The 26,615-nt window shown below is 45.1% G+C and carries 25 protein-coding genes; all 25 read right to left on the reverse strand.

Translation table 11 applies throughout. The features are described from left to right. Window positions 1-14: 14 nt before the first annotated feature. The 25 genes from WC496_09235 to gyrA all read right to left on the reverse strand — a co-directional run bounded on the left by WC496_09235 (window position 15) and on the right by gyrA (window position 25,943). Window positions 15-350, reverse strand: coding sequence for an STAS domain-containing protein (locus WC496_09235; GenBank protein MFA5293202.1), 336 nt, complete (start codon window positions 348-350; stop codon window positions 15-17). Continuing rightward, window positions 347-1,939 carry an HD domain-containing phosphohydrolase gene (locus WC496_09240; protein MFA5293203.1) on the reverse strand — a complete coding sequence of 531 codons (1,593 nt, stop codon included), beginning with the start codon at window positions 1,937-1,939 and terminating at the stop codon, window positions 347-349. Before WC496_09240 ends, WC496_09235 begins: the two co-directional genes overlap by 4 nt. Window positions 1,940-1,958: 19 nt before the next feature. Next, the gene (locus WC496_09245; protein MFA5293204.1) at window positions 1,959-2,342 is read right to left on the reverse strand and encodes a response regulator; all 384 of its coding nucleotides are present in this window, start codon (window positions 2,340-2,342) and stop codon (window positions 1,959-1,961) included. 19 nt (window positions 2,343-2,361) lie between these two features. After that, window positions 2,362-3,726 (reverse strand): ATP-binding protein, encoded by a 1,365-nt coding sequence (locus WC496_09250; GenBank protein ID MFA5293205.1) that lies wholly within the window; start codon window positions 3,724-3,726, stop codon window positions 2,362-2,364. Window positions 3,727-3,728: 2 nt separating this feature from the next. After that, entirely contained in the window at window positions 3,729-4,922 is a 1,194-nt protein-coding gene (locus WC496_09255; protein ID MFA5293206.1) for a tetratricopeptide repeat protein, read from the reverse strand. A 9-nt stretch (window positions 4,923-4,931) separates the two neighbouring features. Next, on the reverse strand, window positions 4,932-6,692 hold the full coding sequence (locus WC496_09260) for a hypothetical protein (protein ID MFA5293207.1): 1,761 nt from the start codon (window positions 6,690-6,692) through the stop codon (window positions 4,932-4,934). A 25-nt stretch (window positions 6,693-6,717) separates the two neighbouring features. Beyond that, window positions 6,718-7,317: a hypothetical protein gene (locus WC496_09265; GenBank protein ID MFA5293208.1), complete on the reverse strand. Its 600-nt coding sequence runs from the start codon at window positions 7,315-7,317 to the stop codon at window positions 6,718-6,720. Next, entirely contained in the window at window positions 7,318-7,851 is a 534-nt protein-coding gene (gene pilO, locus WC496_09270) for a type 4a pilus biogenesis protein PilO (protein ID MFA5293209.1), read from the reverse strand. 6 nt (window positions 7,852-7,857) lie between these two features. Continuing rightward, the gene (locus WC496_09275; protein MFA5293210.1) at window positions 7,858-8,487 is read right to left on the reverse strand and encodes a PilN domain-containing protein; all 630 of its coding nucleotides are present in this window, start codon (window positions 8,485-8,487) and stop codon (window positions 7,858-7,860) included. Next, window positions 8,474-9,589: a type IV pilus assembly protein PilM gene (gene pilM, locus WC496_09280; GenBank protein ID MFA5293211.1), complete on the reverse strand. Its 1,116-nt coding sequence runs from the start codon at window positions 9,587-9,589 to the stop codon at window positions 8,474-8,476. The genes WC496_09275 and pilM overlap by 14 nt, the downstream gene beginning before the upstream one ends. Window positions 9,590-9,601: 12 nt before the next feature. Next, window positions 9,602-10,216: a prepilin-type N-terminal cleavage/methylation domain-containing protein gene (locus tag WC496_09285; GenBank protein MFA5293212.1), complete on the reverse strand. Its 615-nt coding sequence runs from the start codon at window positions 10,214-10,216 to the stop codon at window positions 9,602-9,604. A 327-nt stretch (window positions 10,217-10,543) separates the two neighbouring features. Next, window positions 10,544-12,238, reverse strand: a complete 1,695-nt coding sequence (locus WC496_09290) for a LamG domain-containing protein (GenBank protein MFA5293213.1) — start codon at window positions 12,236-12,238, stop codon at window positions 10,544-10,546. Further along, entirely contained in the window at window positions 12,238-12,870 is a 633-nt protein-coding gene (locus WC496_09295; GenBank protein ID MFA5293214.1) for a prepilin-type N-terminal cleavage/methylation domain-containing protein, read from the reverse strand. The genes WC496_09290 and WC496_09295 overlap by 1 nt, the downstream gene beginning before the upstream one ends. Then, a complete protein-coding gene (locus WC496_09300; GenBank protein ID MFA5293215.1) occupies window positions 12,867-13,307 on the reverse strand; it encodes a prepilin-type N-terminal cleavage/methylation domain-containing protein in 441 nt (146 codons plus the stop codon). Before WC496_09300 ends, WC496_09295 begins: the two co-directional genes overlap by 4 nt. Before the next feature lie 173 nt (window positions 13,308-13,480). After that, window positions 13,481-13,948 carry a type II secretion system protein gene (locus tag WC496_09305; protein MFA5293216.1) on the reverse strand — a complete coding sequence of 156 codons (468 nt, stop codon included), beginning with the start codon at window positions 13,946-13,948 and terminating at the stop codon, window positions 13,481-13,483. 278 nt (window positions 13,949-14,226) lie between these two features. Beyond that, on the reverse strand, window positions 14,227-14,694 hold the full coding sequence (gene tsaE, locus WC496_09310) for a tRNA (adenosine(37)-N6)-threonylcarbamoyltransferase complex ATPase subunit type 1 TsaE (GenBank protein ID MFA5293217.1): 468 nt from the start codon (window positions 14,692-14,694) through the stop codon (window positions 14,227-14,229). Continuing rightward, window positions 14,687-15,604: a thiamine-phosphate kinase gene (locus WC496_09315; protein MFA5293218.1), complete on the reverse strand. Its 918-nt coding sequence runs from the start codon at window positions 15,602-15,604 to the stop codon at window positions 14,687-14,689. The genes tsaE and WC496_09315 overlap by 8 nt, the downstream gene beginning before the upstream one ends. Window positions 15,605-15,645: 41 nt before the next feature. Further along, window positions 15,646-16,191: a transposase gene (locus tag WC496_09320; protein ID MFA5293219.1), complete on the reverse strand. Its 546-nt coding sequence runs from the start codon at window positions 16,189-16,191 to the stop codon at window positions 15,646-15,648. Window positions 16,192-16,246: 55 nt separating this feature from the next. Next, window positions 16,247-16,564: a hypothetical protein gene (locus WC496_09325; protein MFA5293220.1), complete on the reverse strand. Its 318-nt coding sequence runs from the start codon at window positions 16,562-16,564 to the stop codon at window positions 16,247-16,249. 87 nt (window positions 16,565-16,651) lie between these two features. Next, complete coding sequence (argH, locus tag WC496_09330) at window positions 16,652-18,037, reverse strand: argininosuccinate lyase (GenBank protein MFA5293221.1); 1,386 nt, start codon at window positions 18,035-18,037, stop codon at window positions 16,652-16,654. A 118-nt stretch (window positions 18,038-18,155) separates the two neighbouring features. Next, window positions 18,156-19,103 carry a hypothetical protein gene (locus WC496_09335; GenBank protein ID MFA5293222.1) on the reverse strand — a complete coding sequence of 316 codons (948 nt, stop codon included), beginning with the start codon at window positions 19,101-19,103 and terminating at the stop codon, window positions 18,156-18,158. A gap of 77 nt (window positions 19,104-19,180) precedes the next feature. Then, the gene (gene holA / locus WC496_09340) at window positions 19,181-20,146 is read right to left on the reverse strand and encodes a DNA polymerase III subunit delta (protein ID MFA5293223.1); all 966 of its coding nucleotides are present in this window, start codon (window positions 20,144-20,146) and stop codon (window positions 19,181-19,183) included. Window positions 20,147-20,210: 64 nt separating this feature from the next. Continuing rightward, window positions 20,211-21,380, reverse strand: a complete 1,170-nt coding sequence (locus WC496_09345; protein MFA5293224.1) for a DUF4861 domain-containing protein — start codon at window positions 21,378-21,380, stop codon at window positions 20,211-20,213. A 299-nt stretch (window positions 21,381-21,679) separates the two neighbouring features. Further along, a complete protein-coding gene (locus WC496_09350; GenBank protein ID MFA5293225.1) occupies window positions 21,680-23,092 on the reverse strand; it encodes a P-loop NTPase fold protein in 1,413 nt (470 codons plus the stop codon). Between the two features lie 235 nt (window positions 23,093-23,327). Next, window positions 23,328-25,943 (reverse strand): DNA gyrase subunit A, encoded by a 2,616-nt coding sequence (gene gyrA, locus WC496_09355; GenBank protein MFA5293226.1) that lies wholly within the window; start codon window positions 25,941-25,943, stop codon window positions 23,328-23,330. Window positions 25,944-26,615: the final 672 nt, after the last annotated feature.

The raw sequence follows: 26,615 nt of genomic DNA on the forward strand, positions 1-26,615 counted from the left end.
CTTTTCTTTAACCGTTATGTAAAACTTTTAACCGCTTCACTGAGTTCACGATACTGGTCCAGCTTGCTGTCGAGCCGGGTAACTTCGAGAATCTTTTTGATATTATCTTCAAGGCCGGCAATCTTAAGCTGGCTCTTATTTTCGTGGCAGTAATCCCTTATCCAAAGCAATTGTTCGAGTCCCTTGCTGTCGATAACCGTAACCTGGGCCATATCAAGCACTATTCCCGTTCTTTGCCGCCTGATAAGCTCTGTAATCGTGTCCTGCAAAAGTTTGCAGTACTCATCTACAAATTCGCCGTGGAGTTCCACGACGGTAACATCATTATAATCCTGCTGTTTTATTTTCATCTTAAAAGCGCTCCCACCGCGACAGTGCCGTAATCGTTGAAACTTTCGGAATCCAAATCGTCTGTTCCGCCGTTCTGCATAATCGCCCACAGTTTCTCAACGTCACTGTTTATAAATAACGAACCGATTTTCGGGTCGAATTGCGTGCCTAATCCTCTTCTGATTTCCTCTATCGCGGTTTCGATGCTCAAGGCATCCCTGTAAGTTCTTTTCGAAGTCATGGCATCGAAGGTATCGGCAATCATAACGATTTTCCCTGCGACAGGAATATCATCGCCCTTGACGCCCTTGGGATATCCTCTGCCGTCATATCTTTCATGATGACACAGAACGCCCGGAACGATATCGGCCATCTGACGGATTTCAGAAAGGATGCCTGCGCTTATGGCCGGATGAGTTTTTATCTGGTCGTACTCTTCATCGGTAAGTTTGCCCGGCTTTCTCAGTACCGCTTCGGATATGCCGATTTTGCCGATATCGTGCAGCAGACCCGCAAGATAAATTTTTTGTATGTCATCTGCGGACATATTTTCGGTCTGGGCATATTGTTCGGCAATCCACTTTGATATGAACGCGACCCGTTCCGAATGTCCCCTTGTGTACTGGTCTTTGGCATCGATACTATTAGTAAGAGCTTTCAGCGAACCGATAAATAATTCCTTCAGGTCCCTGAAGAGGCTCTGGTTTTCGATAAAAACGGCACATTCGGTCGCTACGGAGTTGAATAGTTTTACATCTATGCTGTCAAAATCGGCTTTGTCGAGACGATTCGTGGCAACCATCATGCCGATAGTCTTGTCATTACTGTGCAGCGGAACGGCGATGATGTTTCTGACCCTGCCGAACCAGTCGTATTTGAAAGGAGCGTCAACTTCGCTGTCGAGCAAAGCGTCCGAACCAGTCTGAAGTTCGGAAAGAAGTCTTTCAAAAAGCACTTCGTGCATATTTCCATTTTTATGGTCCAGCGCGATAAGCCCCGTACCTGCGGTAAGGACAAGTTTTTTGGAATTGTTAATTTTCTTTTCGAGAAATATCGCGATTCCCTCTACATTGACAAGCTCAATAAGACTGTCGCAGGCCATCTGGAGATAATTCGAGTCGGACTGGCTGACCTTCATATTGGTGCTCATCTTGTAAAGCAGCATAAGTTCCTCATAAGTCTGCGCAAGCTCATTGCTGATTAATTCCATCTGCTGCGAGCTTCTAAGTTCATTCTGAAGAGTTTTGAGGAACATTTTGAGTATTTGCTCAACATAGGCAATCGACTCCTGCAGCAGCGGCGAATCCGTACCGCAGTCAATAACTATAACTGCCGCGGTCATTTCGTTGATTGTTATGTCAGAAGCGACTATCTGCCCGGATTTACCGAATCTGTATATCGCGGGCGCTTCCGATTCGCACACCTGTTTGGCGCAGGCAGCGGCGGCTTCATAGTCGCTGATAAATTTTTCACCGTTGAACTGGATAATTATGTTCAGATCGGTATCGTAAACAAGAAAATTGACACCGAGATCCGCCATATCTCTGCCAAAATCCTTAACCTGTTTCAACTGACCGGAACTTAGACGATTTTTCGCTGTTTTCAACATTGGAGCCTGACCCTATTTTCTATTTTACCGTCGAATTCGCTAATACGTTCTCTACATGAGCTAAAAGCTCTTTCGGACTGAAAGGTTTGCTGAGACATTCTGCGACGTGAAGTTTTTCCTTCTGGTCGTCTTCTATAGCAAAGCCTCTTGCCGTGAGCATTATCACCGGAATATCCACAAGTTCGGGGTTCTGCCGCATCTTTTCAATCAATTCGATTCCTGTCATGCCCGGCATTTGGTAATCTGTAATAACAATATCCGGTTTTTCCTCACAGCAAAGGCTGTAAGCGTCCGTACCGTTATCGGCCGTTACGACTTCGAAGCCGTTATTCCGGAACTTCATCGCAACCACCTGTACAATGTGAATTTCATCGTCAGCAACAAGTACTTTTTTGTTTTCCATTTTAGTCACCCTTCAAAAATTATTTCGCAGCCGCTTTTGCCGGTTTTGCCGATTTTGTCGCTGATGCGAGCGGCAATTCAAAACTGAAGCAGCTTCCTTTTCCAACTTCGCTTGTAACAAATATCTGTCCGCCATGGATTTTTTCGATAATCTGCTTTACGAGATTCAGGCCCAATCCTGTGCCCTTCGCGCATTTATTATTGGCCTTTACCCGGTAGAATTTTTCAAAGACGTGAGGCAATTCGTCGGCTGGAATACCGACGCCTGTATCCGCTATGGCCACCCTGACAACCTGTTCGGCTTCATCAACTTCACTGTTAACGGTCACTTTACCGCCGTTAGGCGTATATTTAACCGCATTGCTCAAAAGGTTTATCACGACCTGTGAAATCATATCCTTGTCGGCGACGACCTGGTCGAATACTATTGCCGTCTGGTCTTCGACAGTTATCTTCTTTTCAGCAGCGTAGCTCTTAATCATCTGCACCGCGTCCCTCACTATCAGGGCGGTACTGAGCGTTTCCTTGTTTACCTTGATAAGTCCCGATTCGATTCTGGATATATTCAAAATGTCTTCGATGAGACGGTTAAGCCTCTGCGCCTGATTCTGTATAATCGAATAAAATTCCTTTCTCGTTTTTTCATCATTCGCCTCGCCGTCAACAAGCATTTCGGAATAAGCGGTGATTGAGGCAAGCGGCGTTTTAAGCTCGTGCGAGACATGACTGACGAAATCGTTCTTCATCTGCGATATTTCCTTTTCGCGCGTGATGTCATGCAGAACCGATACGACTCCGCAGACATGGTCGTCATCGTCGTAAATGCACGAGATAATACAATCATAGGTCTCGGTATTTTCTCCGGAATCGAACTGCAGTTCGTGTTTTACATGCCTTGTCCTGCTGTTCCTGCTGTTTTCGATAAGTTTTATCAGTTCCTTGTTATGGACGAGTTCTTCGAGCGGTTTCAGCACGGCCAGCTTGGCATCGAAATCGAAGAGATTTCCCGCCGGCTCGTTGGCCATAATCAATCTGTCGCTGGCATCGGTAACGATAACGGCATCTGAAATACTGTAAATAATGGCTTCGGTGTTTCGTTTCTGTCTTTTCAAAAGCTGAAGCTGCAGCCTGAGGTCCTTGACGTCCTTTGTGCTCTGCGAAGTCTTTTCGCGATGACTTTTGTGGTCGTTCTGCAGGTTGGCAATTTGAGCAATGAATGTTTTCGTCTGAACAAAAAGTTTCCAGCCAAGCCATCCGGCAGTACCAATACCCGCCAGGCAGGCTATTGTCTCGTACTTATTCGTACCGCCAAGGGGCATTGCGACAATAAAAATCAATATCACAAATGCAAGTACCGCAAGGAAGATGTAATTTTTATTAAACACTATTAACCCTTTCCATTCGCGCTGGCAAGAAGCTGTCCAAGTTCGCTGTCGGCTTCAAATTGTTCGGCTTTTTTATAAGCAGTTTGTGCCTGTTGAGCCCTGCCGAGCTTTTCATAGCATCGGCCGGTCATCAGCCAGGCAAAATTAGCGTACTGAGAAACGTCGGCGGCTTTTTGAAAATCGGCGGCCGCCTGGAGGAAATTACCGTTTTTGTAATTTGCCGAGCCGCTTAAAAGCCAGGCCTCTTTCGTCTCAGGCGAAAGTTCGAGAACTTTCTGACTGCAGGTAATCGCCTGACGCAGTAAACCGGCGCCGAGAGCGGCCTGTCCCGTCGAAAGCCAAAGCCCGGCGTTATTTCTATCCTGAGAGGTAAGTGATGAATAATATTTCACCGCGTTACTGTAATTGCCGGCATTCATCGCTGTAATCGCCATAGTTTTCAGATACCTTGTTTTTTCTTCACGCAAAACGCAGCGTGAATATAATTTATGCTGGACATTAAACGCTTTGTCCCATTGTTTTGTCATAATATAACACGAGCCAAGCGCTTCAAGCAGATCGCCGCTCTGCGGCCTTAGCATTGAAGCCTGCTCATAAAGCTGCAAAGCCCTGTCTTTTTTGTCCTGCGCAAGATACATCTGCGCGGCAGCAACTTTTAATTCAGTATCGGCAGGATTTGACGCCATCTTCTCCAAATAAAAAGATTCAGCCTGCTCGAAATTCCCGTCCGCCATATATATTCGGCCGACGGCAAGTATGTAATCGGTATTGTTCGGCGAGATTTCAAATGCCTTTTTATACCATTTCATCGCTGACAAATCGTCGCCGAGACGTTCACAGGAAAGCCCGAGCAAAAACCAGCCGTTGTCGTCCTTTTCATCTAAACGCACATAGTTCTGTAAATAGCGTTTCGCCTGTTCGAAATTGCTCCTGGCAAGTTCAATCTTGCCCATCAGCAGGTTTGCCTGCGGCAGGTTCAATCCCATATCAAGGCTTTTTCTTACGGCGGCCTCGGCCTGGGCGTATTGGCCGGATTCGATTTGCGCCTCTGCCGCGGAAAGTCTGATTTCAGAACTGCTTTTCTGCCATTTCGACTGCATCTCCTGTTTCTTCTGCAGATGACTGCCCTGGCAGCCTGTCAAAACAACAAGGCTCAAAGCAATAATTGTTATCTTAATTTTTCTTATGCCGGCCATAACTGCTCCTTATCTCCGTTTCCACATAACATCCTGCTCTTTACGGATATTATCGAGCATAATTCTTTCGAGCGTTTCGTATTCATCCGGTTTGGTTTCCGCGAGAATTTTTTCCTTCAACTGGACGGCCTCAAGAACATCAGGCCTGAATCCTATAATCCAGTTCAGCTCGGCAAGAGCCTTGTCGTAATTCTTTTCGGAATAATACCTGACGGCTTTTGCGTAGTTTTCTTCGTAAATACGTTCTCTCGCGATTGAGCTGATTCTCTTTCTCGAACCTTCAACGAGCCGGCTGACATCTTTTGCTTTTTCTTCCGATGCGGCCGCAAGTTCTTCAGGGTCATTGATAATATGCGGTGTTATCAATATAATAAGTTCCGAACGAATGTTCGTATCCTTGGTCTTTTTGAAAAGCGACCCGAGCACAGGCACATCGCCCACAACAGGCACCTGCGAATCGGCACTGGTAAGGTCTTCCTTGAACAGGCCCCCGATAATTATAGTCTTGCCGTCCTTTACCATTATATTGGTCTTAACCTGCGTAATGGTCTTTGACGGTATAACAATACTGCCGTCATCGGAAGTTGTGGTAGAGGCGGTGCTCTCTTCCGGATTAATCTCCATACGGACATATCCATTGTCGCAGATGAAGGGCCTGAATTTCAAAAGCGTACCGCTTTCAAGGAATTTTATTGACGATGTCGTACTGGTTCCGCTTTGCGTTGTGCTCTCGGTATAGCCGGTTTCATTGCCGATATTTATATGGCCGGCCTGCTTGTTAAGAGACATAATTTTCGGATTGGCAAGAACCGTCGCATCGGTAATGCCCTCAAGGGCGGTAATATATGATACGAGATTGTCATTGGTAAAACCGACATTGAGGCCGGTTCCAGTGGGTATATCTGCCGGGGCGCTTGCAAATCCGACCGTTATGCCATTGGTTGCCTGGGTTACGGTAACGCCGCCTATAGTATTCCAGTTGATGCCGAACTGCGTTGTCTCGGTAAGCGTCGCCTTTAGAATCGTAACTTCAATCATTATCTGCTGCGGCTTTACGTCCACTTCCTTAATCATCGCTCCAATCTGGTCGAGTCTTTCGGGAAAATCGTAAACGACAACCGAATCCTTCATACTCATCGAATCGCCGCCTTTGCCGGCTTCGGTATCAGTACTGGCGGCGCTTGTCGTGCCGACCTTGCCCGCTTCGCTGAGTACCGGCGTTATCAGCGCCTTTATTTCAGCGGCGTTGACATAGTTCAGGATAAAAACTCTGCTGGTCATTCGGGAATTATCGTTAATCATTTGGTTGTATTCATCGGCGGCATAAACCTTAATAAAGTTGTCGCCGATTTCGTAGCGGTAATCTCTTCCGAGTACGGCGCCCAATGCCTCTTCGAAAGTGACCTCGTAAAGATTGGTAACGTTAAGGCTGCCGTTGACTTTCGCCGACGGGATTATGTTTTTCCTGTACTTGGCGGCGAGGAACCGCAACGCGTCTCTTACCGACATATCCTGCCTGAAATTAATAGACTGAACCGTCTGATTGTTGAATGTTTCGCCCGGCTCTGAATGCTGTATTTCATCTGCGAATACAAGACCGCTATCCTGCTGGTCGAGCAGTACAGATTCATCTTCGGCAGGCAAATCGTTCGGTTCTGTCTGAGCGATTACGATTGCAACCGAAGCGGTCAATGCGATTACGCACAGGAATATCAGATTTCCGCGGTCTATCTTCATTTTTCTTTTTACTTTTATTTTTTTCCGTTTCATATTCTCTTCCTTTACTATTCAGTCCTTAAAAAGGCTGAGGAATTTTCTTGGTAATAATTATTCCGTTACAATCGAGTTCGACTCTGTCGGCCAGAATCTTGGTAACCCTGAAACGGTAAACCTGGCCGTCAAATTTAAATCTGAAGCTCTGCCCCTTTTCGAAAAGTCTGTTTTCAATAAACGCCTGCGGTTTTTTATCGTTAACAATCGCAATAAGCCGCAGACTTGCGGCGGCTGCAGCGGCAGGAGTATCGAATTTTTCATCCATTGTCTCTGCCAGATTGACCTGCCGGTTATTCGTTGTGTACTGGTCCTGTCTTTTAAACTTTTTGAAGTTTTTGGTCGTAAAGAAATCGTTTGCGATAATATCATGTCTTTGAGGTATATACGGCAATTCTATATATTCCATTTTCTGGCTCTGCGCCTGCGGCAAAAGCGGATTGACAACACTCGAAACAGCCGCCGATGCCGAGGCAGGTTTATTTTTGCCCGCAAAAACCCTTATCCACATCACAGCCATAACAGCCATCAGCAGCAGGGCCACAATCAGCTTTTTACGCTGAGCCGTATTTCTGGCTGTCGCCGACTTTTGTCTGTCAATATTTTTATGTACCGGCGGTTTCATTTATTGTGTCCTGTAGAACATTTCCACCTTTGCGTTCATTATCAGAATACCATCGAGTTTATTGTCGTTAGCCAGCGAAACTTCCGAGACGCGGACAACTCTTTCGAAGGATTCCATCGCCTTGAAAAACCTGAAAATCTGTACCAGTTTTCCGCTGCATCGGATATTAACGGGTATGCCTGACAGGCTTGGAGTCTCGATTTCACTGCCCGGCTGAATAACAAGTTCCGTCAGACCATGCTGCTGCATTACCTCGGCAAGCTTCTGCAGAAATGTGCCGTGCGACCTTCCGAGCGGTATTTTCGCGTCGAAATTTCCTATCTGCTGTTTCATTTCTTCAATCTGCACATATAGCTGCGGCAATACATCGACACGTGCGTTGATAGCAGTGTTATCCGCTATAAGCTGCGCGTTGGCGGTACTCAGACTTTTGGCTTTTTTGCTCAGGGGCAGATACTGCAGGAACACAAAAGCCACCGCCAGTGTCACTACCGCAATCGACATAACAAATTGTTTATTTTTTATTACCTGCATAACCCTTTAATTCCGTTTGTAATTCGCAAGATAGCAGCTTATTTCAAATTCGCTTGCCTGATACTCTCCGACTGTTACATTTCTCGAATAACCCGGCACAATCTGAAAGAAATAATCCGACTGTTCGAGCCTGTTAATAATTTCGGCGACCTCTGTCGCGTCAGGGGCGAAACCATTAACAGCAATTTTAAATCTTTCAGTTTTTTCGAAAGGCGAACTCTGCCCCGCCGCGACGGCTGTTATGCCCGTCTGCTTGTCCTGATATTCGAAAGGCTCCGCTTTTATCTCGATTTTTTTCAGAACAACCTTCCCGTCGAGCAAATTTGTAAGTTCCGCAAGTATATTCGAAACGACAACTCTGGACCCGACCGACTTAAGAACATCGGATTTCAACTTTAACTGCTGATATTCCGTTTCGGCCACAGCATATTCTTCTTCCGAACGGGCCTGTATAAGCCTTGCGTTTTGCAGCGTAGCGTTTCTGGCCTTGACTATCGCGACCCTGCCGTTGGCGAACGCGCTCCAGACAAACATAATAAACACAATCAGGCCCAGCGCGATATAGAACTCGCGGTGCTTCCTTTGCTGCATGCGTCCCTGTCGATACCAGTCCGGTAGAAAATCAATTTCTTTCATACGCCCTCTGTTTATCTGTCAAATGCAAACCCTTAAGACACAAACCTGCGGCCACGGCCCACTCACACAGCATCGCTCTTTTATCCGCAGGAAACTGAACATTCGAAACATCGAATCCTCTTAAAGGTTCGGTAATTTCTATTTCCACTCCCAAATGACGTTTAATGGCGTTTATAAGAGTTTCTTCATAAGCTTCGCCGCCGGCGAAAACAATCTGGCTCGGCCGCTGTCCTCTGAACGTCACCGCGTAATATCTGAAGCAAAGCGATATTTCCTTGGCAAGCTCATCGATAACCGAATACATACTGTCTATAACAACCTGTCTTGTGGCAGGCTCTATCTCCTGCGATTCGGCTTCATCTCTGAGTTTGCTTCTCAGGTGTATCGCCTCTTCGATACCGATACCGAGTCTGGAAGCAATCTGACCGTTTATCTGCTCGCCGGCAATATTTATCTGTTTTGCGAAAATGATTTCGCCTGCCCTGCCGATAATGACGGTGGTGCAGCTTGCCCCTATATCTACAAAAACATTTGCCTTTTCCTGGTCGGCGGTTCTGCGAAGCGACCGCTGCAGGCTCCTGAATAGTGCCGACGGTACTGTATCAATCGCTACAGGAGTTACGCCGGCTTTTTCAAGCATATCGATATGGTTACTGAGAGCCTCCTTATCGACGGCAAACAGAATAACTTCGTTTTTAACTTCTTCGCCCTGCCGGATACTTCCGGCGGAAATAAATCTTATCTCGTGAGTTTCCGCTTTAAGGCCCGAACGTTCAATCATACCCGCCTTGAGTGATTTTTCGATTTCATCCTCGTTGCAGCTATCCAGCCTGAGACTTTTGATAATTAAATCCGAACTCGGCAGGCAGGAAATAACTTCCCTTTTCTGGAATCGGTTCCTGGCCAGGATATCGCTGATTGCCGCAATCACGGCTTCGGTCCTTTCCTGACTGTCATCCGAGTTTTCAGGGGCTATATGCGCCTCGTCGGCTGCGGTAACGATTATCTTGCCGCCCTCGGAATGCAGTTGCAGCATCTTTATCGAATTCCTGCCGATGTCCAGTCCTATCGGACTTGTTTTTGTTTTTAGAAAATCAAGCATATTTTTAATCCGCTATTCAATACTTACATATCCCGTTACCGGTGCAATTTTCACTTTCATCATATTGCCCTCGCAGCGCAATTGCACAAAACCGTCAACCATGCTGTTGCCCGAACCGTCAAAAGGCGCCCCGATGTTATCGAACTTAACCGTGTTCGACGGGGCGAAATTAGTTATTGCAATATCAACCTTGTTAAGCCTGTTGTCGCCGGCAAAATTTATAACGTAATTAGTCCCGATACGAACAGGATGAGCTATCACCTGCCCGGCGGAATCCTTAATGCAATAGCTTTCCGCCACGGTATCGAAAACAACAGAATGAGTTTTACCTGTACTTATCGCCATACTTTTCGCATACTCAAGGTCAGATGCGACCATATCGGCCGCCGTTCTTAACTGCACCGAAGCGGCAGAGACATACATCGGTACTGCTATCGCCGCGACGATGCCGACTATCATCAACACAATAATCACCTCTAACAGCGTAAACCCCGTTAGAGATTTTCTTTTTATAAAAATCTGTGATAATAGCGGATTTAAGTCATACGGTAATGACCGTTGACTAAAATCAGCAGCTTTCTCTAACGGGGTAAATGCCGTTAAAGCGTTTCTATGGTTTTTTCCCATATTTCAATCTCTAAATGCAGAAAATCCGCATTAACACATTATATTTTTCGTCTTATGAGAACTTCAGCTTAACTGCCTTAATGGCGGTTTTTTATCGCAGGAATGTATTTTCAGAATTTATTATCGGTCCTCGCGGCGGCAAAAAAAATCTTTTACCATAGCGTCTGCAGGGTGCCTGGCGGCCTGTTTACGGGGCAAAACCGTTAGACTCTGCAAAGTCATTAAAGGCCGCAGTGAGATTTTTTTGATATGGAATTCTTCGATGTTGTGTAATTAAGAACCGATTCTGAAATGTTTATTCGGAATGCCCGATAACAAAACAGGATTTTACGGATTTCTCGTTATCGTTTTGTAAAATGCTCCTGCCGCGGGTGACCATCTGTCCTTCACGCCGCCGGGCCAATGATAGACCGCCGCCTTTACCGGAGCGGCAGTTACTGTCGTGCTGCAATTCCCGCCGTTCATATACCAAAAACCAACGATCTCGCTTGTCGAACCAATACCGTAAACAACATTCCAAACATCAGACGCTGACAGTGCTCTCTTATAAATACGTACACTATCAATGGCGCCGTTAAAATATCTTCCCGTCTGCTCGGAATTTTCGCCTATATATACCGGATATGAATTTGTATTGAACTCACCAGCGGTGAATTGCCACGTATCTAATACCCCATCGATATAAAGCCGAATCCTGCTGTCATCACGAACACCGGCGACATGATGCCATAAACCATCATTGACGCTTATACTGCTGTGAATAGAGCCGCCGTAAGTACCTGAACAGGTAAATTCTATATAGTTCGTATTTGCGTACCTTTGCAATCGCCAGCTCGAATTGCCCTTGGTAACTATCGCCTGATAACTGCGGTCAAAGGCGTTTACTTTTATATATGCCATAACACTGATTTTCTTATTAATATTAAGTTCCGATGGATTTCCTATATCTACAAAATCGCCATCGCCATCAAAATTAACCGCACCGTTCAAAATGCCGTCCACCCATGTACAATCGCCGTTTACAATACCATCGTAGCCGGAACCTGAATAATCAGAAATAATATATCTGATTCCATCATCTGTAAAAAGTACGCCTGTTATGCTTGCGGATGTATTATAAATCGGCGTTTCAATTCGTCCGTCAGCGGAAACCAGGCCGGTAGCTGTAATCGAAGCTCCTTCTTTTATTATAAGGTTGCCGCTTATGTAAATGGCCGGAGTATTTTTCGCGGCAGTAATAACGTTTGTTGTGCCGGTAATTGTCAAATTGCCGTTTACCGCAAGACAGCCGTTGATGGTAACATTACTTAAGATAGCCAAATCGCCGTTTTTATAAAAAACCTGATATGGGCTGCCTAAAGTTATATTATTTAGATTATTTGCGATTATCGTTTGTGTTGAAAAGTTCGAGGTAAGCAAATTGCAGGTAATATCAGGTTTATTGAGCTGCAAAGCGGTTTTAGCTTTTATCTGACCGGTTATCGCGTTGCCCGAAAGCGAATCCGCGAAACAATCGCCGTTCAATACGCCGTTATTTTTGACGGCGCCGTTGCAGTAGGCATCGCCTGCTATATTCATACCCTGATAAAGCATAACAGCAGCCCCCGACCAGAATCCCACATCGGGGTCGAGCCTCATATTGGCGGTAAAGCTGCTTTGAGCGGCATTGACACCGCCGACTCGCCTGTACGCCGACGATGTTATCTGCCAGTTAAGTTCCGAAAGTTTCGTTACGCTTACATCGTAATAATCATTCCCGCTGACTAATTGCTGGGCCGATGCTCCTGTAAAATATTCATCCGCAAGGTCGTGCGGATACATAATAAGTCCTTTGGCCTGTTCGAGACCGGACTCGGCAAGATAATCCATATCGGCCTTGAGCTCCATATTCTGTCCGCAAAGCAGTTCCGTATCCCCGCGGACTATGAAACCAAGTCCCACAATGGCTATTGTCGCCACGAGTACGAGGATAATTAAAAGAGCAATTCCTTTGCTGCGGGTTTGTCTTTTTTCGTATTTCATCAGTTATCGTCATCTGCAGAATCAATCAGGCCGCTGCTGTCGAGCAGATAATCGGCGTAACATCGAAGCTTGCCGCTTATCTGATAATTCCGGGCGATGCCGTTCTGATTGACGCTGAAAAAGATATTGAGCTGTTTCGAAAACGGCGGCGCCTGGTCCGTCGTAAAAGAAACATTATTGCAATTATTAACCAGGGTAACAGTATTTACCTGGCAGGCTGCTCCAAGCCATGTCCTGGCCTGACCGTTTGATATATCTGTAAGCGACCCCGTTATTCCGACCAAGGCCGCAGGCGGCTGAAAACTAACCAGATTTAAATTACCGTTAACAGTTTCAAGATAGATTATTTCGCCCGGATTTATCTGGTTGTCGCCGTTGTCGTCCGCCCGCCATATTGCTGCACTGCTGCCGAAGGTTGCGCATATCAGCTTACTGCTCCTTAAAATCTCCGATACGCGCACAGTCGTATAACGTATTCTGCTGTAGAGGTCTGAAGTATTATCAGAAGAAGTGTTTGCTGAACCAAGCGCGAAAGACAATGTCGCCACAGCGGCAAGGATTATACTCGTCACCCATACCGCCATAAGCAGTTCGGCAAGCGTAAAACCTCTGTATTTATTCGTTCTTTTCATTGCCCTTTGCTTTTCAGTCTCACAACTTCGACAAGTTTAAGGCCGTCATAATAGACACTGACGGTTATCCTGATAAAAGTCGGCGTTCCGATATTGGTCTGCTGTGGCATATACACATATTCGCAAACGGCTCCTCTGCTGAAATTAGCGTAAATAGAGTCGGTGAAAACAACGCCTGATGCGTTTTTTACCTGCCCTTTGGATTCTGAATAGCTGCCGTAAGTGGGAACTATCTGGCTGAAGCTCGTGTTGATAATTTGTTCGGCAAGGTCGGCCGCCAGTTTGGCGGCAATTGTCTCATTGCAGCCCTGCTGCTGAACAGCGGCGCTAGATGCGAATGGAAGAATCAGTCCCGCTGCCGCTATCGTCAGAATAACAAGGGCGATAAGCGCCTCAGCAAGAGTAAACCCCTCATTTTTTGTCGTAGTTTTTATCATAATCTTCTTTTAACTTCGTGCCTTGGCCTGTCCCGCCATAGTCCCTTAGAGACGACGGCGGATGCCTTCGTGGCTAACATAAAAAAAATGGCTGGTCAGTCTTGCAATTGCCAGACCGACCAGCCTGTATGTTTTCTCCGGTTTTATCCGCCGGAGCTTCGCCGTCTGGGTTCTTACAGAGCAGCGTGAGCAGAACTATCGTTCGCGTTAAACGCGCCGGTTGTGGTATTGAAATACCATCCGCTGCTCGCATCTCCGGCAGGTGTACCCGTACCTGAAGTTACCGTTCCTGCGGTATTACTGTCGCTGACGAACGGATTCTTGGGTATCTGCTGCAGATAAGGACCGTAAACGCCGACGCCCGGAGCCTGTGTCGAGGCAAGTGAGCCGTCAGACTTTGTGTAACCTGTCATCGCCTGAGCGAAAGTAACGCCGCTTACCGTAGCAGGCAGTCCGCCGCTGTGCTGAACCTTATAAAGCTGAATCTGCGAACGAGCGGTTTGCAGGTCGCTTACAAGGCTTGACAGCTTGGCCTCTTCGCTCGCATCGCTGAACTGCGGTATTACTATCGCAGCAAGTATGCCGAGGATGACCACGACAATCAAAATTTCCACTAATGTAAAACCATTTTTCTTTTTCATTTGTTCTTCTCCTATACTAGTAAAGGTTTTAATTATTATTAAATTTCAAACGACACTTTTTGCTCTTAATATTGCTGTAATTGCTATCGGTTAGACTGCCAAAGGACTTAATCTGTTGTTTTATTTGCCCTTTTTTGATTAAAAATCATTCTTTAACGCCCCATAAAACTTCAATTGTTATTTTAAAATAAGTCCGAAAACAAACTCTCCAGATGCAATGGACACCGGGTAAATACGTACGAAATAAAAACTGAAATGCCAAATCGGTATGAAAAAAATCAGATATCCAATCCCTGTTTATCGGGATGTATGTTCAGGCCGGTAATTTTGATTCGCCGGCTCGTTTCTCCATTATGCCGCATATCTATATATATGCAGTCAAGTCCCTCAAACGCCCCCGCCACTTTATCGGCCCATTCGACAAGAACAACCGACTCAGGCCCGATAAATTCTTCGAACCCCAAAGCCTCGAATTCCGAAATCTTATTTATTCGATAAGCGTCAATGTGAAAAATAGTAAATCTGCCCTGGTATTCGTTGACCATTACGAAAGTCGGGCTGTTAACATGCTGCGGATTTGCCGCTCCCGCCCCCGCCGCGATGCCTTTTATCAAAGTGGTTTTCCCGCTGCCCAAAGGCCCCGTGAAACATACGACTTCCCCGCCTTCGAGCAATGACCCGATTTTTTTGCCAATCTCAAAAGTCTTTTCCGCCGAATCTGAAATTATTTCTGTTGTTTTATTCATTTACTAAATGATCGTATCCACTTGGTTTCAGGTCTATTATTTTTTTATTAAGCATTTTTATTTTTACAGAATTTCCGCCGGTAATTTCCCCAATAGCGGTAAGTTTTGTTTTAAACCGCCACTGTTTTCTTAATCGTTCGAAATTTTTCTTTCGTATCGTAAACAACAGCTCAAAATCTTCGCCGTCATTGAGAGCATTACTCAATGTTTTGGTATTTCTCGAAACCGGAATTTTATCAGCTTCGACAATTGCGCCCTTTTTGCTTAATCTGCATATATGATTTAAGTCTGTGCTAAGCCCATCGCTTATATCCATCATCGAATTTGCACCGGCGCGGGCAATCGCAAGTGCCTCTTTTATCCGCGGCTCGAATTTAAGATGTTTCCCTGCCAGAGACCCGCCGAGTGTTCCGGTTACACAAATTACATCGCCGGTTTTAGCCGTGCTGCGTTTTACAGGTTTTGTTTTGCCGACAGTGCTTAACATCGCCACGCTTATCGCCAATGGCTTGTTCCAGCTTGTCATATCCCCGCCGATAAGCGGACAGTCATATTTTTTCGCCGCGGCAAGTATTCCCTTGTGCAGTCTTTTAAGTAGTAGGGTGGGCTTTAGCCCACGCGTTTGCCTCGGCAGCGCGACCGACACGACCGCCGCAAGTGGAATTGTCGCCATCGCCGCACAATCGCTTAAACTTGCCGCCATTGATTTGTAGCCGATTTGTTCGAGAGTCGCTTTTTTCGTATCGAAGTGCACACTGTCAAGCAGCATATCTGTGGTAATAAGAACAGAATCGCCATTTGGCAATTTGATTTGCGCCATATCGTCGCCGATACCAATGGGAAATTTCGCGGAATTTAATTTTCCTTTAGCCGCAAAATACCGAACAAGCTCTGTTTCACCGCTGCTCATTTTTAATTTATGTAGGGTGGGCTTTAGCCCACGCGGAACATTTATTCTCCAAAATTTATATCATCGGGTATTTGATATTTCACTTCTATGACATTATAACAGTTCTGTCCTGTAAATCGAGGATATGTTGACCAAGGCCAATCATTGGCATTTGTTGTAAGATTATGCTTAACAGGATTGTAATGAATGTAATTGATGTGGTTTTGTAAATCGGTTTCATCTCGTATTTGATGTTCCCAGAACCTTCTTTGCCATATAGTTGCCTCTCTATGTTTTGCTCTCGATTTATTAATTACAGTATTGGTGTCCATCTGCTTTAAATATGCCCTTGTAAATAAAGCTTTTATTAAAGCCCATCTGGTCGAAAAATCTGCATCATTATCGGGTAATTTCCAGACGCAATGCAGGTGATCAGGTAAAAGACAAAGAGCGACTGTTTCAAAATAACGTTTATATTGTGCTTGCTGCCAGGCACAATGTAAACAATTTCTTGCGGATTCCTGATGAAACAGGTTCTTACGATTATATGTTACAACTGTAAAAAAATAGTAGCCGCCTGGAAAATTTGCTCTGCGATAATTACTCATTGGATAATTCTTGTTATTTAAAAATCCGCGTGGGCTAAAGCCCACCCTACAATCATTAGTCTTTTTTTGTATCAATATCAAATAATTTTTTTAGCAGTTCAGCATTTTTTTGTAAAACTGCTTCATTAGCATTAGAGCCCCTCTCTTCTTTGCAATCTATCATTATCTCCGTTAGCAAGTCTGAAAATTCTTGGTCTTTCAAACTTAATTTCCCGACAATAATTGCCTCGGCTTTTTTACGTCTTTTTATTTTTGCCCTTTTGTGTTTGAAGGTACGATATATCTCCGCAAGCCGTTTATTAAACAGTTGCATTGTAACTATCAATACTAAAAATAATCCTATAATTAGGGATATGGGAATAGGAATCCGCATGTTAAATTTACCTTTTCTTACGTTTATTAATTAGTTCAAGCCCAAAATATTTACATACCCATGTAGGGTGGGCTTTAGCCCACGCGTTTATTTTTCCAACTGTTTTTTCCAGTAATTTATCTGCTCGGCCATTTGCGCAGGAGACGCCGCCGCTGCGGTCGCATAAGAATTCGCCACATTTTTTCCGCCCAAACACTGATAAATATCTTCACCGATAACTTCGGAATGTTTCCTGAATTCTTCGATGCTTGTCTGGGCAAGGCTTTTGTTTTCTTTTTCGCATTGAGCGACAAGACTGCCGACTATCCCGTGTGCCGTGCGGAACGGTATGCCCTTCTTAACGAGATATTCCGCCATCGCAGTCGCGTCGAGAAATCCCCTGTCCAGACCTGCTGAAATCTTTTCCGTCTTAAAGGTCGTGTTCTCGACTATCGCCCGCGCCATATCGATACAGGCCTCTATCGTATCCGAAGCCTTAAAGGTATGAACCTTATCTTCCTGCAAATCGCGGTTGTAGCCGCTTGGCTGCGCCTTAAGAATCGTCATAATCGCCATCAGCGAACCGTAAACGCTCCCCGTTTTGCCGCGGATAAGTTCGAGCATATCGGGATTGCGCTTCTGCGGCATCATACTCGAAGATGTGCAGAACGCGTCATCGATATGAATAAAATCGAACTCTGTCGTCGAGAAAACAATCCAGTCTTCCGCCAGTTTCGACAAATGCACCGAAATCAAACTGCAATCGAAGATAAATTCCGCGCAAAAATCTCTGTCCGACACTGAATCCATCGTATTATATGTAATATCCGAAAAGCCCAGCAGTCCGCAGACCTGCTTTCTATCCAGAGGCAGTGATGAGCCCGCTATCGCCCCGCTTCCGAGCGGCGAAAGATTCAAAAGCAGTCGGCAGTTTTTCAAACGCAGAAAATCCCGGTTGAGTTGTTCGACAAAACTTAAAATATACGCCGCGATGGAAATCGGCTGGGCCCGCTGAAAATGCGTATATGCAGGCATAATGTCGCTGGCATATTTTTCAGCGAGTTTTACGAATGCTTTTTGCAGCAGCGCGATTTTAGCCTGGATTATTTCTATTTCGTCCCGCATCCACAGCCGCATATCGGTTGCGACCTGGTCGTTCCGGCTTCGGCCAGTATGCAGTTTCTTTCCCGCATCGCCGATTTTCGCAATCAGCGCAGCCTCAATCGCCATATGAATATCTTCGTAGGTCTTATCGAATTTGAATTTGCCCTCGGCTATCTGGTGCGAAATCTCAATCAGGGCTTCTTTAATCTGTTTGAATTCGTCTTTCGTCAGGAGTTTTTGTTCGCAGAGCATCTCCGCATGGGCGATTGAGCCGACGATGTCGTATTTATAGAGCCGCTTATCGAACGAAAGCGATTCGACAAAATCGACAGCCAATGAATCGGTAGGTTTGCCCAGGCGATGTTCCCAGCTTTTTTGTGGTTCAGCCATAATTTTCTCCGTTTAAATGTATTTATGAGAAATTATAACCTTAAATTAATATGAATAAACACAAATTTTTTAAAATATATCTCTGTGAGCTCTGTGTTCTCTGTGGCTAAAAAATAAATTATCTCTGTGGCTCATTTTTCGGCCTTGTTTTCCACCTGCGGTGAATCCACCAGTATTGTGTCGGGTCTTTGCGAATCGAATCCTCGAACGCCCTCGTATATTCCTGCGTAATCCACAGCAGCGGGTCGTCCTTATCTTTCCATTCGTCCGGCATAATCAGCCGGGCAATTTCAATCTCGAAAAAGAACCGGTCGCCGACCCTCCTGCTGACGCCGACGCCTATCGGCAGGTTATATTGAATCGCCAGCAGTCCGAGGCTTTTGTATGTACTTGCCTTTCTGCCGAAAAAGTCCACGAATATTCCTTTTTTGCCCGCGTTCTGGTCCGCGATAAAACACAGTGCCGAGCCTTGTTTGACAATCTGCTCCATCTTTTCCGAAGCGCCTTTTTTATCGATGATTTTCTGCCCGTTTCTCTGCCGGACGTCATAAAGGTATTTATTCAGAAATTTATTATCGAAAGGCCTTGCGATACTGTAAATATCGAATCCGAATTCGCCCATCAGGTATCCCATAATCTCGAAATTGCCGTAATGCGCCGCCGCGAGCAGCAAAGGCTGTTTGCCCCGCATCATCCATTTTACACGCTCGACGTTTTTGTAGCAGGAATACTGCTCCCAGTTTTCTTTTCGTATCAGCCTTGGTGAAAAAACAATATCTACCGTCAGCATTACGAGATTTTCAAAACTGCGTATTCCCGTTTCCTCAATCCATTTATCGTCTTTATCCGGAAAACTCGTCCGCAGGTTTTCAATCGCCCGTTCTCTTCCTCTGGTGTAATGTTTCCACATCGCCCTGCCGAGAAATCGTGCGAATTTTAAAACCTTTTCGACCGGAAACAGGCAGATAAAGAACAGCAAAATGCGCAGCAGCACATAGACAAGCCACTGTTCGGCAACAGTCTTTTTGCGTTTATTGCGTTTTCTTTCTCGTTTTTCTTCTGCCATATTTTTTGTTTAGCCCCCGGACCTGCCTGTCCGTCCGTAGATTTATCGAAGGCGGGTGCCGGGGGTTTGGTTAGACTTTATTTTCCTGCGAACTGAACAATCATCGATTCGATTGCCGTTTGTGCCGTTGCCCTGCCGGTCTTAATTCCGTAATCTATCTCGGCAAGCTGCCTCAGCAAATCGCCGATTCTCTTCAGACCCGTCTTCTTAATAATACTAAAAAACTCCTGCTGGTTCCAGATACGCAATTTTCTCGCTATCGCGTCCGGCTTTTCGCCTTTCTGCACAAGCGCCGCCGCGCTGAACATCCTGCGAAACTGCCATGCGAACGCCCCCACCACCGTATATTCGGCTTCCTTATCAGCCTGGAACATTCTGCGAAGCTGCTCAATCGCCCTTCCTATATCCCCCGCCATCATCGAATCGATAACCTCGAACGCCCCGAACACCCTGTTTCGTCCGACAAGCTCGGCGATATCCTTTTCAGTTATTATTTTCGCCGAACCGGTATACGCCGCCAGTTTATCTATTTCGCACCGAAGCATCCCCGGCTCGTCGCCGGAAAGTTCGATAAGCATTTGCGCCGCGTCGTAAGAAAGATTTTTGCCCTGCCTGTCCTTGGCGTAATCGCGTATATAAGAAACAAGAGAGCTTGATTTTAATTCGGAAACTTCGAGCAGTTGCCCCTTCTTCGGCAGAATTTTCGCAAGCCGGGTATTCGACGCCCATTTCCCGACCGTCAGGATTAAAATACCGCTGGCCGCAGGATTTTCAAAATATTTTTCGAGAAGCTCCCGGTTATCGCTGACAAAATCATCGGCATCGGCAAGAACAACCACGCGTTTTTCCGCCAGAAACGGCAGAGTCCTCAGCTCATCGAAAATCTCCACCGCCGTAACCTTATCGGCCTCGGCCCGCCAAAGACACATCTGCATCTGTTCAGGCGTCAGCAGTTGATTAACCAGTGCCGTTACCTGCTCGGCGACAAGAAATTCATCCTTGCCCGCGACGACGTATATCGGCTTTGTATCTGTTTTTTTCATCAATGACATTTTTTCTACTTTTTATTTTAAAATCTGTGAAATCTGTGACTGAATTTTCATGGTTTTATTTAATTTTAATAACTAATGGATTCGCAATCAGTTTTGCGGTATTTTCAGCGAACGCGTTCCATTTCTCTTTTGTTTCGAACCCTGCTGTTCTGTTCCAGCCGGCGCCGGCATAATAGACAATCGAATTATTTTTCGCTTTCGCAAGTAAAAGGTAATTTTCCCCGTCATCCGCGGTTTTTCCCATCGCCGCCTCTTTCGGCAGGATAACTCCACATCCGATTATGCCAAACCTCGGCTCCGCGTCTTCCCATGTACTAAGTACGCGTTTATTTTTCGAATACGCTGCTTTTCTGTTTCTTTCTTTTTTCGTAACTCCGACCGCAAACGTAATATCTTTCACATCAGCGCCGAATCTGCTTTCGATACGGTTAAAATTCGAGCTTATATCGAGACTGATTCTCTTTACTTCGCCGATTTTTTTGCCGCCCATATCCCACGGCTTGTAGCTCAGTTCGAAAATCGTCCTGATTGGCCCGTTTGCGATTATTTTCCACTGATAATAATTTTCCGACATCAGCAGTTTACCATCGAACCATACTCCCAGTCCTCCGCATCCGAGCGTTGACCCGATATTATAAAAATCGATAGCCATTGGGTTATCATGGTGATAATAATCGTGCCCCTTGGCGTACAAATCCAGCATCACCGGCCTTTTGGCCTTTTTCATCCAGACATCGATTCCGCTGCTTGTCAGTTCGGTCCTCTGCAGTTCCTGCCCGTACATTCTGAACCCAAGTTTATCGTTTTCCCACGCGAAATCGTCTTTTCGCTGCGGTATATAATTGGCGACCGCTCCGTATTCGAGTTGAACCTGATTCGTTGCGTTAGCCTCGGTTATCTCGAACAACTGAACCTGTTTCGCTTTGAAATCCGATTGAAAGATTAATTCATCGTTTGTCCCGTCGCCGTTTTCGTCCATTAACTGACAGGGAATGAATTTTTTCAGATTATCGCTGTAAACAGCGGGTTTAATTTTTTCAAAACCGGCCTGCGGTGAGCTTGTCGAATCCGCCAGTTTGCTTAAATCGATTGAAATCGTCTCACAGCTTCTGCTTTCATTCAGAGGATTTATTACTTTGATTTTGATATTTTCCCCTGCCGCGACTTCCTGCACCATACAGAAAATGCCAAATATCGCCGCAAAAATCACCATCAGTTTTTTCATAATTTCACTCCTTTTATTTCATCAGGATTCAATCATTTACCTGTTTTAATTGATATTATCGGCAGGAAATCAGAATTGTCAATGATATATCTATGACGTTATTTCTGGGTTCAGAGCCCAAGCGATAGCGCAGGGAGAATAATATATTTAGCCCCCGCCGCTTGAGGCGAGGATATTTAACCAGCCATTCCATGGCGGATTTGCCCGAATTATATCTCTTTTTCTTTCAAACTCAATTGAAAACTTGCCCCGCCTGTAATCTCATTTAGCCGCCGCCACTCGGGGCGGCGTTGTTCTTTCTATTCTATATATCCAAGCATCAGCGAGACAAGTTCTATCTTGCTACTAAGATAACCGAGTGTAGAATTTGTAATTTCACCTTCAAAATTATTAATCAGACGCATAGATCTGTCCAATAATTCCCCCAAATTTTCAGAAGACATCTTTTTAATCCTCTCTGACAAATATTCGGGTTGTGTCAGTTCCTTTTTTGTATACAACAATGTCATCTGATAATGTGCAATATCACGCCAATTTTGGGGAGAAGCTGCAAAAAGATACGCTTCAACAAAAATACCTTGACGTGTATTTAGGAGAACTTCTCCTTGAGGTTGTTCAAGAATATACTCCATTATTTTTTCGCTATTACATTTTCCAGTAACATATCGATGGTATAATTTACTGTTAGCCAACTTTAATACTGCCAAAACAGCAAGTAGAGGTGGATATATGAAATGATCCTCCTTTGTGTTCATATAGGCAAGAACAAACATTTTACAGCAATGTTCAATATCTCTTAGTGAGAATTGAAAACAAGCACAAAGTTTTGCAAAGATATCGCTCAAAATACGCTTATCATCCAACTGTCCCTTGGTTGCTTGAAGACGCTTTTGAAAATACTCATTAAGGCCAAATTGGTTAAAAATATGTGAACAAAAAACTTCAATATTTGGTACCGGTAAAATGAATTCCATATCAATGAAACGCCTCAGGTAACCATTTACATCCATATCTTGGCCATAGATGCATTTTATCGAATGGCCAAGTTGCTCCCTATCTGTCCCAAGAACAAATACTATACCTGCGATACTAAACAAATGCTTAATCTTCTCGAGTAGTTCTATGGCAAATATTGGTTTGCACCTATCAAGTTCATCAACAATAATAACAAGTGGTTTGCCATCCTTGGATATTTTTTGAGCAAGTTCCTCAAGACGTTTCATTAAATCCTGTAGTTTTTCGCCGGCAACAAGATATTCATCAACTGCCTTTTCAGAAATTGAATGTAATTGTTTTTCGTCTAAATCAATTACACCTGCACTCATTGTTCGTACGGCATTAAAAACAGTATTTTTGAATATTGGAGCCACACAATTTTTTACTGTTTGGGCAATTTCCTTAAAATCTGAGTTTTTAAGGTCTTTCCATATTTGGCCAATTAGGGCTATGAGAGCATCATCGCAATAATCATCTTCCCATGCACTAAAGTAAATTGTGGTAAAACCGCTATTTTGCAAGCTTTGTTTCCACATCTTCAAAAAAACCGTTTTACCTGTACCCCATCCGCCATTTATATTGATAACTAATTGGCCGGATATATTTTGTACTAAATTTGTCAGAGAGTCCGCACATTTTTTCCTATCAAGTTTATCGTTGGCAAAAGGATTATCTTTAGGAATTACAAATTCTGAACTTCTTATCTTAACACTCATTTAATATTCCTCTGTGCGCTCTGTGTTCTCTGTGGCTAAAAACAATAAAATCAGGCCTCGGCCAAAGGCCGAATTCCACAATTTAAAATTAAAAAATAAGAATTAAAAATTTTTTTCGTGTCTTCGCTGAAGCGAAGCGGAAGCCCCCGAATCTTCTGGAATTTTATTCCTTGAAAATAAAATTCAGAGGGGGTGCCTCTGTGGTGAAAAAAATTCGTCCCAAGAAGCACCTTACTTATTCCTTTACTTCCGGCTTTTCGTCAGCCTCATCATTCGGCTGTTCCTCGACTGATTCTGCTGAAGTCGGCTCATTCGTTTCCGCCGCTGCCGTTTCGCCTGCTTCGTCTTTATCTTCTTTGACAACTCGTTCGACAGCGACGACTTTATCGTCTTCGTCGAGTTTTATAAGGCGTACGCCCTGCGTATTTCTGCCTATTTCACGAAGTTCATCCAGTCCTGTTCGGATGATAATTCCCTTTGCGGTGATAATCATAATATCATCGTCGTCTTTAACGGTCTTTATCGCGACAACGCTCCCGTTGCGGTCGGAGGTCTTGATATTGATTAGTCCGATACCGCCTCGATGCTGCGCCCGGTAATCTTCCAGTTCCGTTCGTTTTCCGTATCCTTTTTCGCAGACCGTCAGAAGCGATGCCTGTTGTTCCGCCACAACCATATCCACGACGCAATCGCCTTTGCGAAGATTAATTCCTTTAACGCCTCGTGCCGAGCGTCCCATTGGTCTTGCCTGTGATTCTTCGAATCGCACGGCCATTCCGTCTTTGGTGCCGAGAATAATATGGTTTTGACCGTTTGTCAGTGCGACGCTTATAAGGTCGTCGTTCGGGTCGAGTTTTATCGCGATGATTCCGCTTGCCCGCGGATTTGCGTAAAGTTCCAGCGCAGATTTTTTAATAACGCCGTTTCGCGTTGCCATCACGAGGTTTCGTTCGTCGAATTTGTTGACGTTTATAATCGACGCGATTTTCTGGTCGCCCATATTCAGAAGATTGGCGATGCTTCTGCCCTTGCTCTGCCGCGTAAGCTGCGGAATATTATACACCTTCAGCCAGTAGCACTTGCCGCGATTTGTGAACACCATCAGGTAATCGTGTGTTGACGCCGTGAACAGCGATTCGATAAAATCGCCTTCGCGCGTATCCGAGCCGATTATTCCCTTGCCGCCTCTTCCCTGTTTGCGGTAGGTATCGACCGGCATTCGTTTGACGTATCCGCCGTGACTTACCGTAACGAGAACTTCCTCGTCGGCGATAAAATCCTCGACGTTGAATTCTTCGTTTTCTTCGGCGATTTCCGTCCTGCGTTTATCCGCGTATTTTTCCTTAATTTCGTAAAGGTCTTCGGTGATAATATCCAGCACGAGTTTCTCATCGGCCAGAATCGCCTCGTAGCCGCGTATTTCCTCGACAATATCGGCGTATTCTTTGCCGAGTTTTTCGATTTCAAGACCTGTCAGTCTTTGAAGCTGCATACTCAAAATCGCGTCGGCCTGCGGCCCCGTCAAAAACTGGTCTTCCGAAGTCGCCTGTTTTGCGAATTCTGCCGGCAGCAGTTTTTTCAGCGTTTCTGATTCGACCAGCCGCAGTGGCTTTTTCATCAAATTCAGTTTTGCCGTCGGTGCGTCAGGCGATTTCTTTATCAGCTCTATTATCTCGTCGATATCGCTTACCGCCAGGATTAGGCCTTCAAGGATATGTGCCCTGTTCCTGCATTTTTTCAGAAGGAATCTCGTGCGTCTGCGGATTACATCTTTGCGATGGTCGATAAACAGTCCGAGCATCTGTTTTATATTGAGTGTTTCCGGCCTGTTATTGACCAGTGCGACATTTGATACCGCGAAAGTGCTTTGCAGCGGCGTGTACTTATAAAGTTTATTGATTGCGACCTGTTCTTCGGCGTCTTTTTTAAGTTCGACGACGATTCGCATTCCGTTTCTGTCCGACTCATCTCTGACGTCGCTGACTTCCGGCAGCAAATCATTTTCCACCAATTCCGCAATTTTCGCCACAATCGATGTCTTGACGACCATATAAGGAATTTCGGTGATGACGATATGCTTTCGGCCCTTCTTGGTCTCTTCGATATCAGCCTTGCCGCGAACGGTCAAATGTCCTTTGCCGGTCGAATACGCATCGCGAACTCCTTTTCTGCCGCAAATGATTCCGCCGGTCGGAAAATCCGGTGCGGGCAGTACCTTCATAATATCCTTAAACCCGCAGTTCGGGTCTTTTATCTCCAATAGCAGTGCATCGCAGACCTCGCCTAAATTGTGAGGCGCAAGATTCGTCGCCATTCCAACCGCGATGCCCGTCGAGCCGTTTACCAGTAAATTCGGAAACCTCGACGGCAGAACCGTTGGCTCGGTCCTCGTTTCATCGTAATTAGGTACGAAATCTACTGTATCGCGATTCAAATCGTCGAGCATTTCCATCGCTTCTGCCGACATCCGAGCTTCGGTATATCGCATCGCTGCCGGCGGGTCATTGTCGATACTTCCAAAATTTCCCTGCGGGTCGACCAGTGTATGCCGCATATTCCAGTCCTGACCCATTCGAACCAGCGTCCCATACGTCGCCTGGTCCCCATGCGGGTGATAATTACCGCCGGTATCGCCGACGATTTTTGCGCATTTTCTGTGCTTGCTGCGAGGGCCGAGATTCAAGTCGTTCATCGCGACCATTATTCGCCTCTGCGAGGGCTTCAAGCCGTCCCTAACGTCCGGCAATGCACGCGAAACTATAACGCTCATCGCGTAATTCATATACGAATTCTTCATCTCTTCGAGAATCCGTATGTCTTCAACCCGTTCCGTTTTTTTTGGTTCGTCCATAGTTCAATCCATTAGAATTCAGAACACAGAATAAGGAATCCCGAAAAGTCGGAATGATTTTTTATGCCTACTGGCTACTGTATTCTGACTACTGTGTACTTTCGCTAATTCCTTTTCTGACAAATATTTATAGCTTATGGTTAATTGCGAAGATTCGCAACAATTTCAAGCCCTATAATGTATTCCAATACCTATTTGAAGTCAAGAAATTATATCGTGAAATTAACCACGATCCACCGTCGCTAAGGGACTATGGCGGACAAGTTGCGCGGATTATGCGGATTTAATTCACCACGTCCACCTGCAGCGGATAAAAATGGACATGAATTATTTAGCCACCCCGATGAGATAGCCGAAGCGTCATCTCACGGGGCAGGCGCCGAACACGGAGAACACAGAGATATTCAGACACGGAACAACACAGATTGAAAATTTCACCACGAATAAACACGAAGTATTGCTTCAACTAAGCAATAAATTTATATTACTATGCTCGTATGCAGTATACTGCATACGAGCATAGATACTTAGATACTTAGATACTTATACGCTTTCCATTTAATTTTCGTGCTTTAACCACGTGGCATTGCAGATTGTTTGGAATTGATTTGATGAGATTTTGTTCCATGCCATCGAAGCAGCATCGAATATCTGCTGGTAATCATCATAAGC

The organism is Phycisphaerae bacterium (assembly GCA_041652575.1).
In the GTDB taxonomy this organism is placed as follows: domain Bacteria; phylum Planctomycetota; class Phycisphaerae; order Sedimentisphaerales; family UBA12454; genus UBA12454.

Coding starts and splice junctions, on each gene's coding strand:
- WC496_09240 (MFA5293203.1), bottom strand. CDS start 1,939: ATGTTGAAAACAGCGAAAAATCGTCTAAGTTCCGGTCAGTTGAAACAG.
- WC496_09325 (MFA5293220.1), bottom strand. CDS start 16,564: ATGCGGATTCCTATTCCCATATCCCTAATTATAGGATTATTTTTAGTA.
- WC496_09305 (MFA5293216.1), bottom strand. CDS start 13,948: ATGAAAAAGAAAAATGGTTTTACATTAGTGGAAATTTTGATTGTCGTG.
- gyrA (MFA5293226.1), bottom strand. CDS start 25,943: ATGGACGAACCAAAAAAAACGGAACGGGTTGAAGACATACGGATTCTC.
- WC496_09245 (MFA5293204.1), bottom strand. CDS start 2,342: ATGGAAAACAAAAAAGTACTTGTTGCTGACGATGAAATTCACATTGTA.
- WC496_09290 (MFA5293213.1), bottom strand. CDS start 12,238: ATGAAATACGAAAAAAGACAAACCCGCAGCAAAGGAATTGCTCTTTTA.
- tsaE (MFA5293217.1), bottom strand. CDS start 14,694: ATGAATAAAACAACAGAAATAATTTCAGATTCGGCGGAAAAGACTTTT.
- WC496_09255 (MFA5293206.1), bottom strand. CDS start 4,922: ATGGCCGGCATAAGAAAAATTAAGATAACAATTATTGCTTTGAGCCTT.
- WC496_09350 (MFA5293225.1), bottom strand. CDS start 23,092: ATGAGTGTTAAGATAAGAAGTTCAGAATTTGTAATTCCTAAAGATAAT.
- WC496_09235 (MFA5293202.1), bottom strand. CDS start 350: ATGAAAATAAAACAGCAGGATTATAATGATGTTACCGTCGTGGAACTC.
- argH (MFA5293221.1), bottom strand. CDS start 18,037: ATGGCTGAACCACAAAAAAGCTGGGAACATCGCCTGGGCAAACCTACC.
- WC496_09300 (MFA5293215.1), bottom strand. CDS start 13,307: ATGATAAAAACTACGACAAAAAATGAGGGGTTTACTCTTGCTGAGGCG.
- pilO (MFA5293209.1), bottom strand. CDS start 7,851: ATGCAGGTAATAAAAAATAAACAATTTGTTATGTCGATTGCGGTAGTG.
- holA (MFA5293223.1), bottom strand. CDS start 20,146: ATGAAAAAAACAGATACAAAGCCGATATACGTCGTCGCGGGCAAGGAT.
- pilM (MFA5293211.1), bottom strand. CDS start 9,589: ATGCTTGATTTTCTAAAAACAAAAACAAGTCCGATAGGACTGGACATC.
- WC496_09275 (MFA5293210.1), bottom strand. CDS start 8,487: ATGAAAGAAATTGATTTTCTACCGGACTGGTATCGACAGGGACGCATG.
- WC496_09320 (MFA5293219.1), bottom strand. CDS start 16,191: ATGAGTAATTATCGCAGAGCAAATTTTCCAGGCGGCTACTATTTTTTT.
- WC496_09265 (MFA5293208.1), bottom strand. CDS start 7,317: ATGAAACCGCCGGTACATAAAAATATTGACAGACAAAAGTCGGCGACA.
- WC496_09335 (MFA5293222.1), bottom strand. CDS start 19,103: ATGGCAGAAGAAAAACGAGAAAGAAAACGCAATAAACGCAAAAAGACT.
- WC496_09345 (MFA5293224.1), bottom strand. CDS start 21,380: ATGAAAAAACTGATGGTGATTTTTGCGGCGATATTTGGCATTTTCTGT.
- WC496_09260 (MFA5293207.1), bottom strand. CDS start 6,692: ATGAAACGGAAAAAAATAAAAGTAAAAAGAAAAATGAAGATAGACCGC.
- WC496_09315 (MFA5293218.1), bottom strand. CDS start 15,604: ATGAGCAGCGGTGAAACAGAGCTTGTTCGGTATTTTGCGGCTAAAGGA.
- WC496_09295 (MFA5293214.1), bottom strand. CDS start 12,870: ATGAAAAGAACGAATAAATACAGAGGTTTTACGCTTGCCGAACTGCTT.
- WC496_09285 (MFA5293212.1), bottom strand. CDS start 10,216: ATGGGAAAAAACCATAGAAACGCTTTAACGGCATTTACCCCGTTAGAG.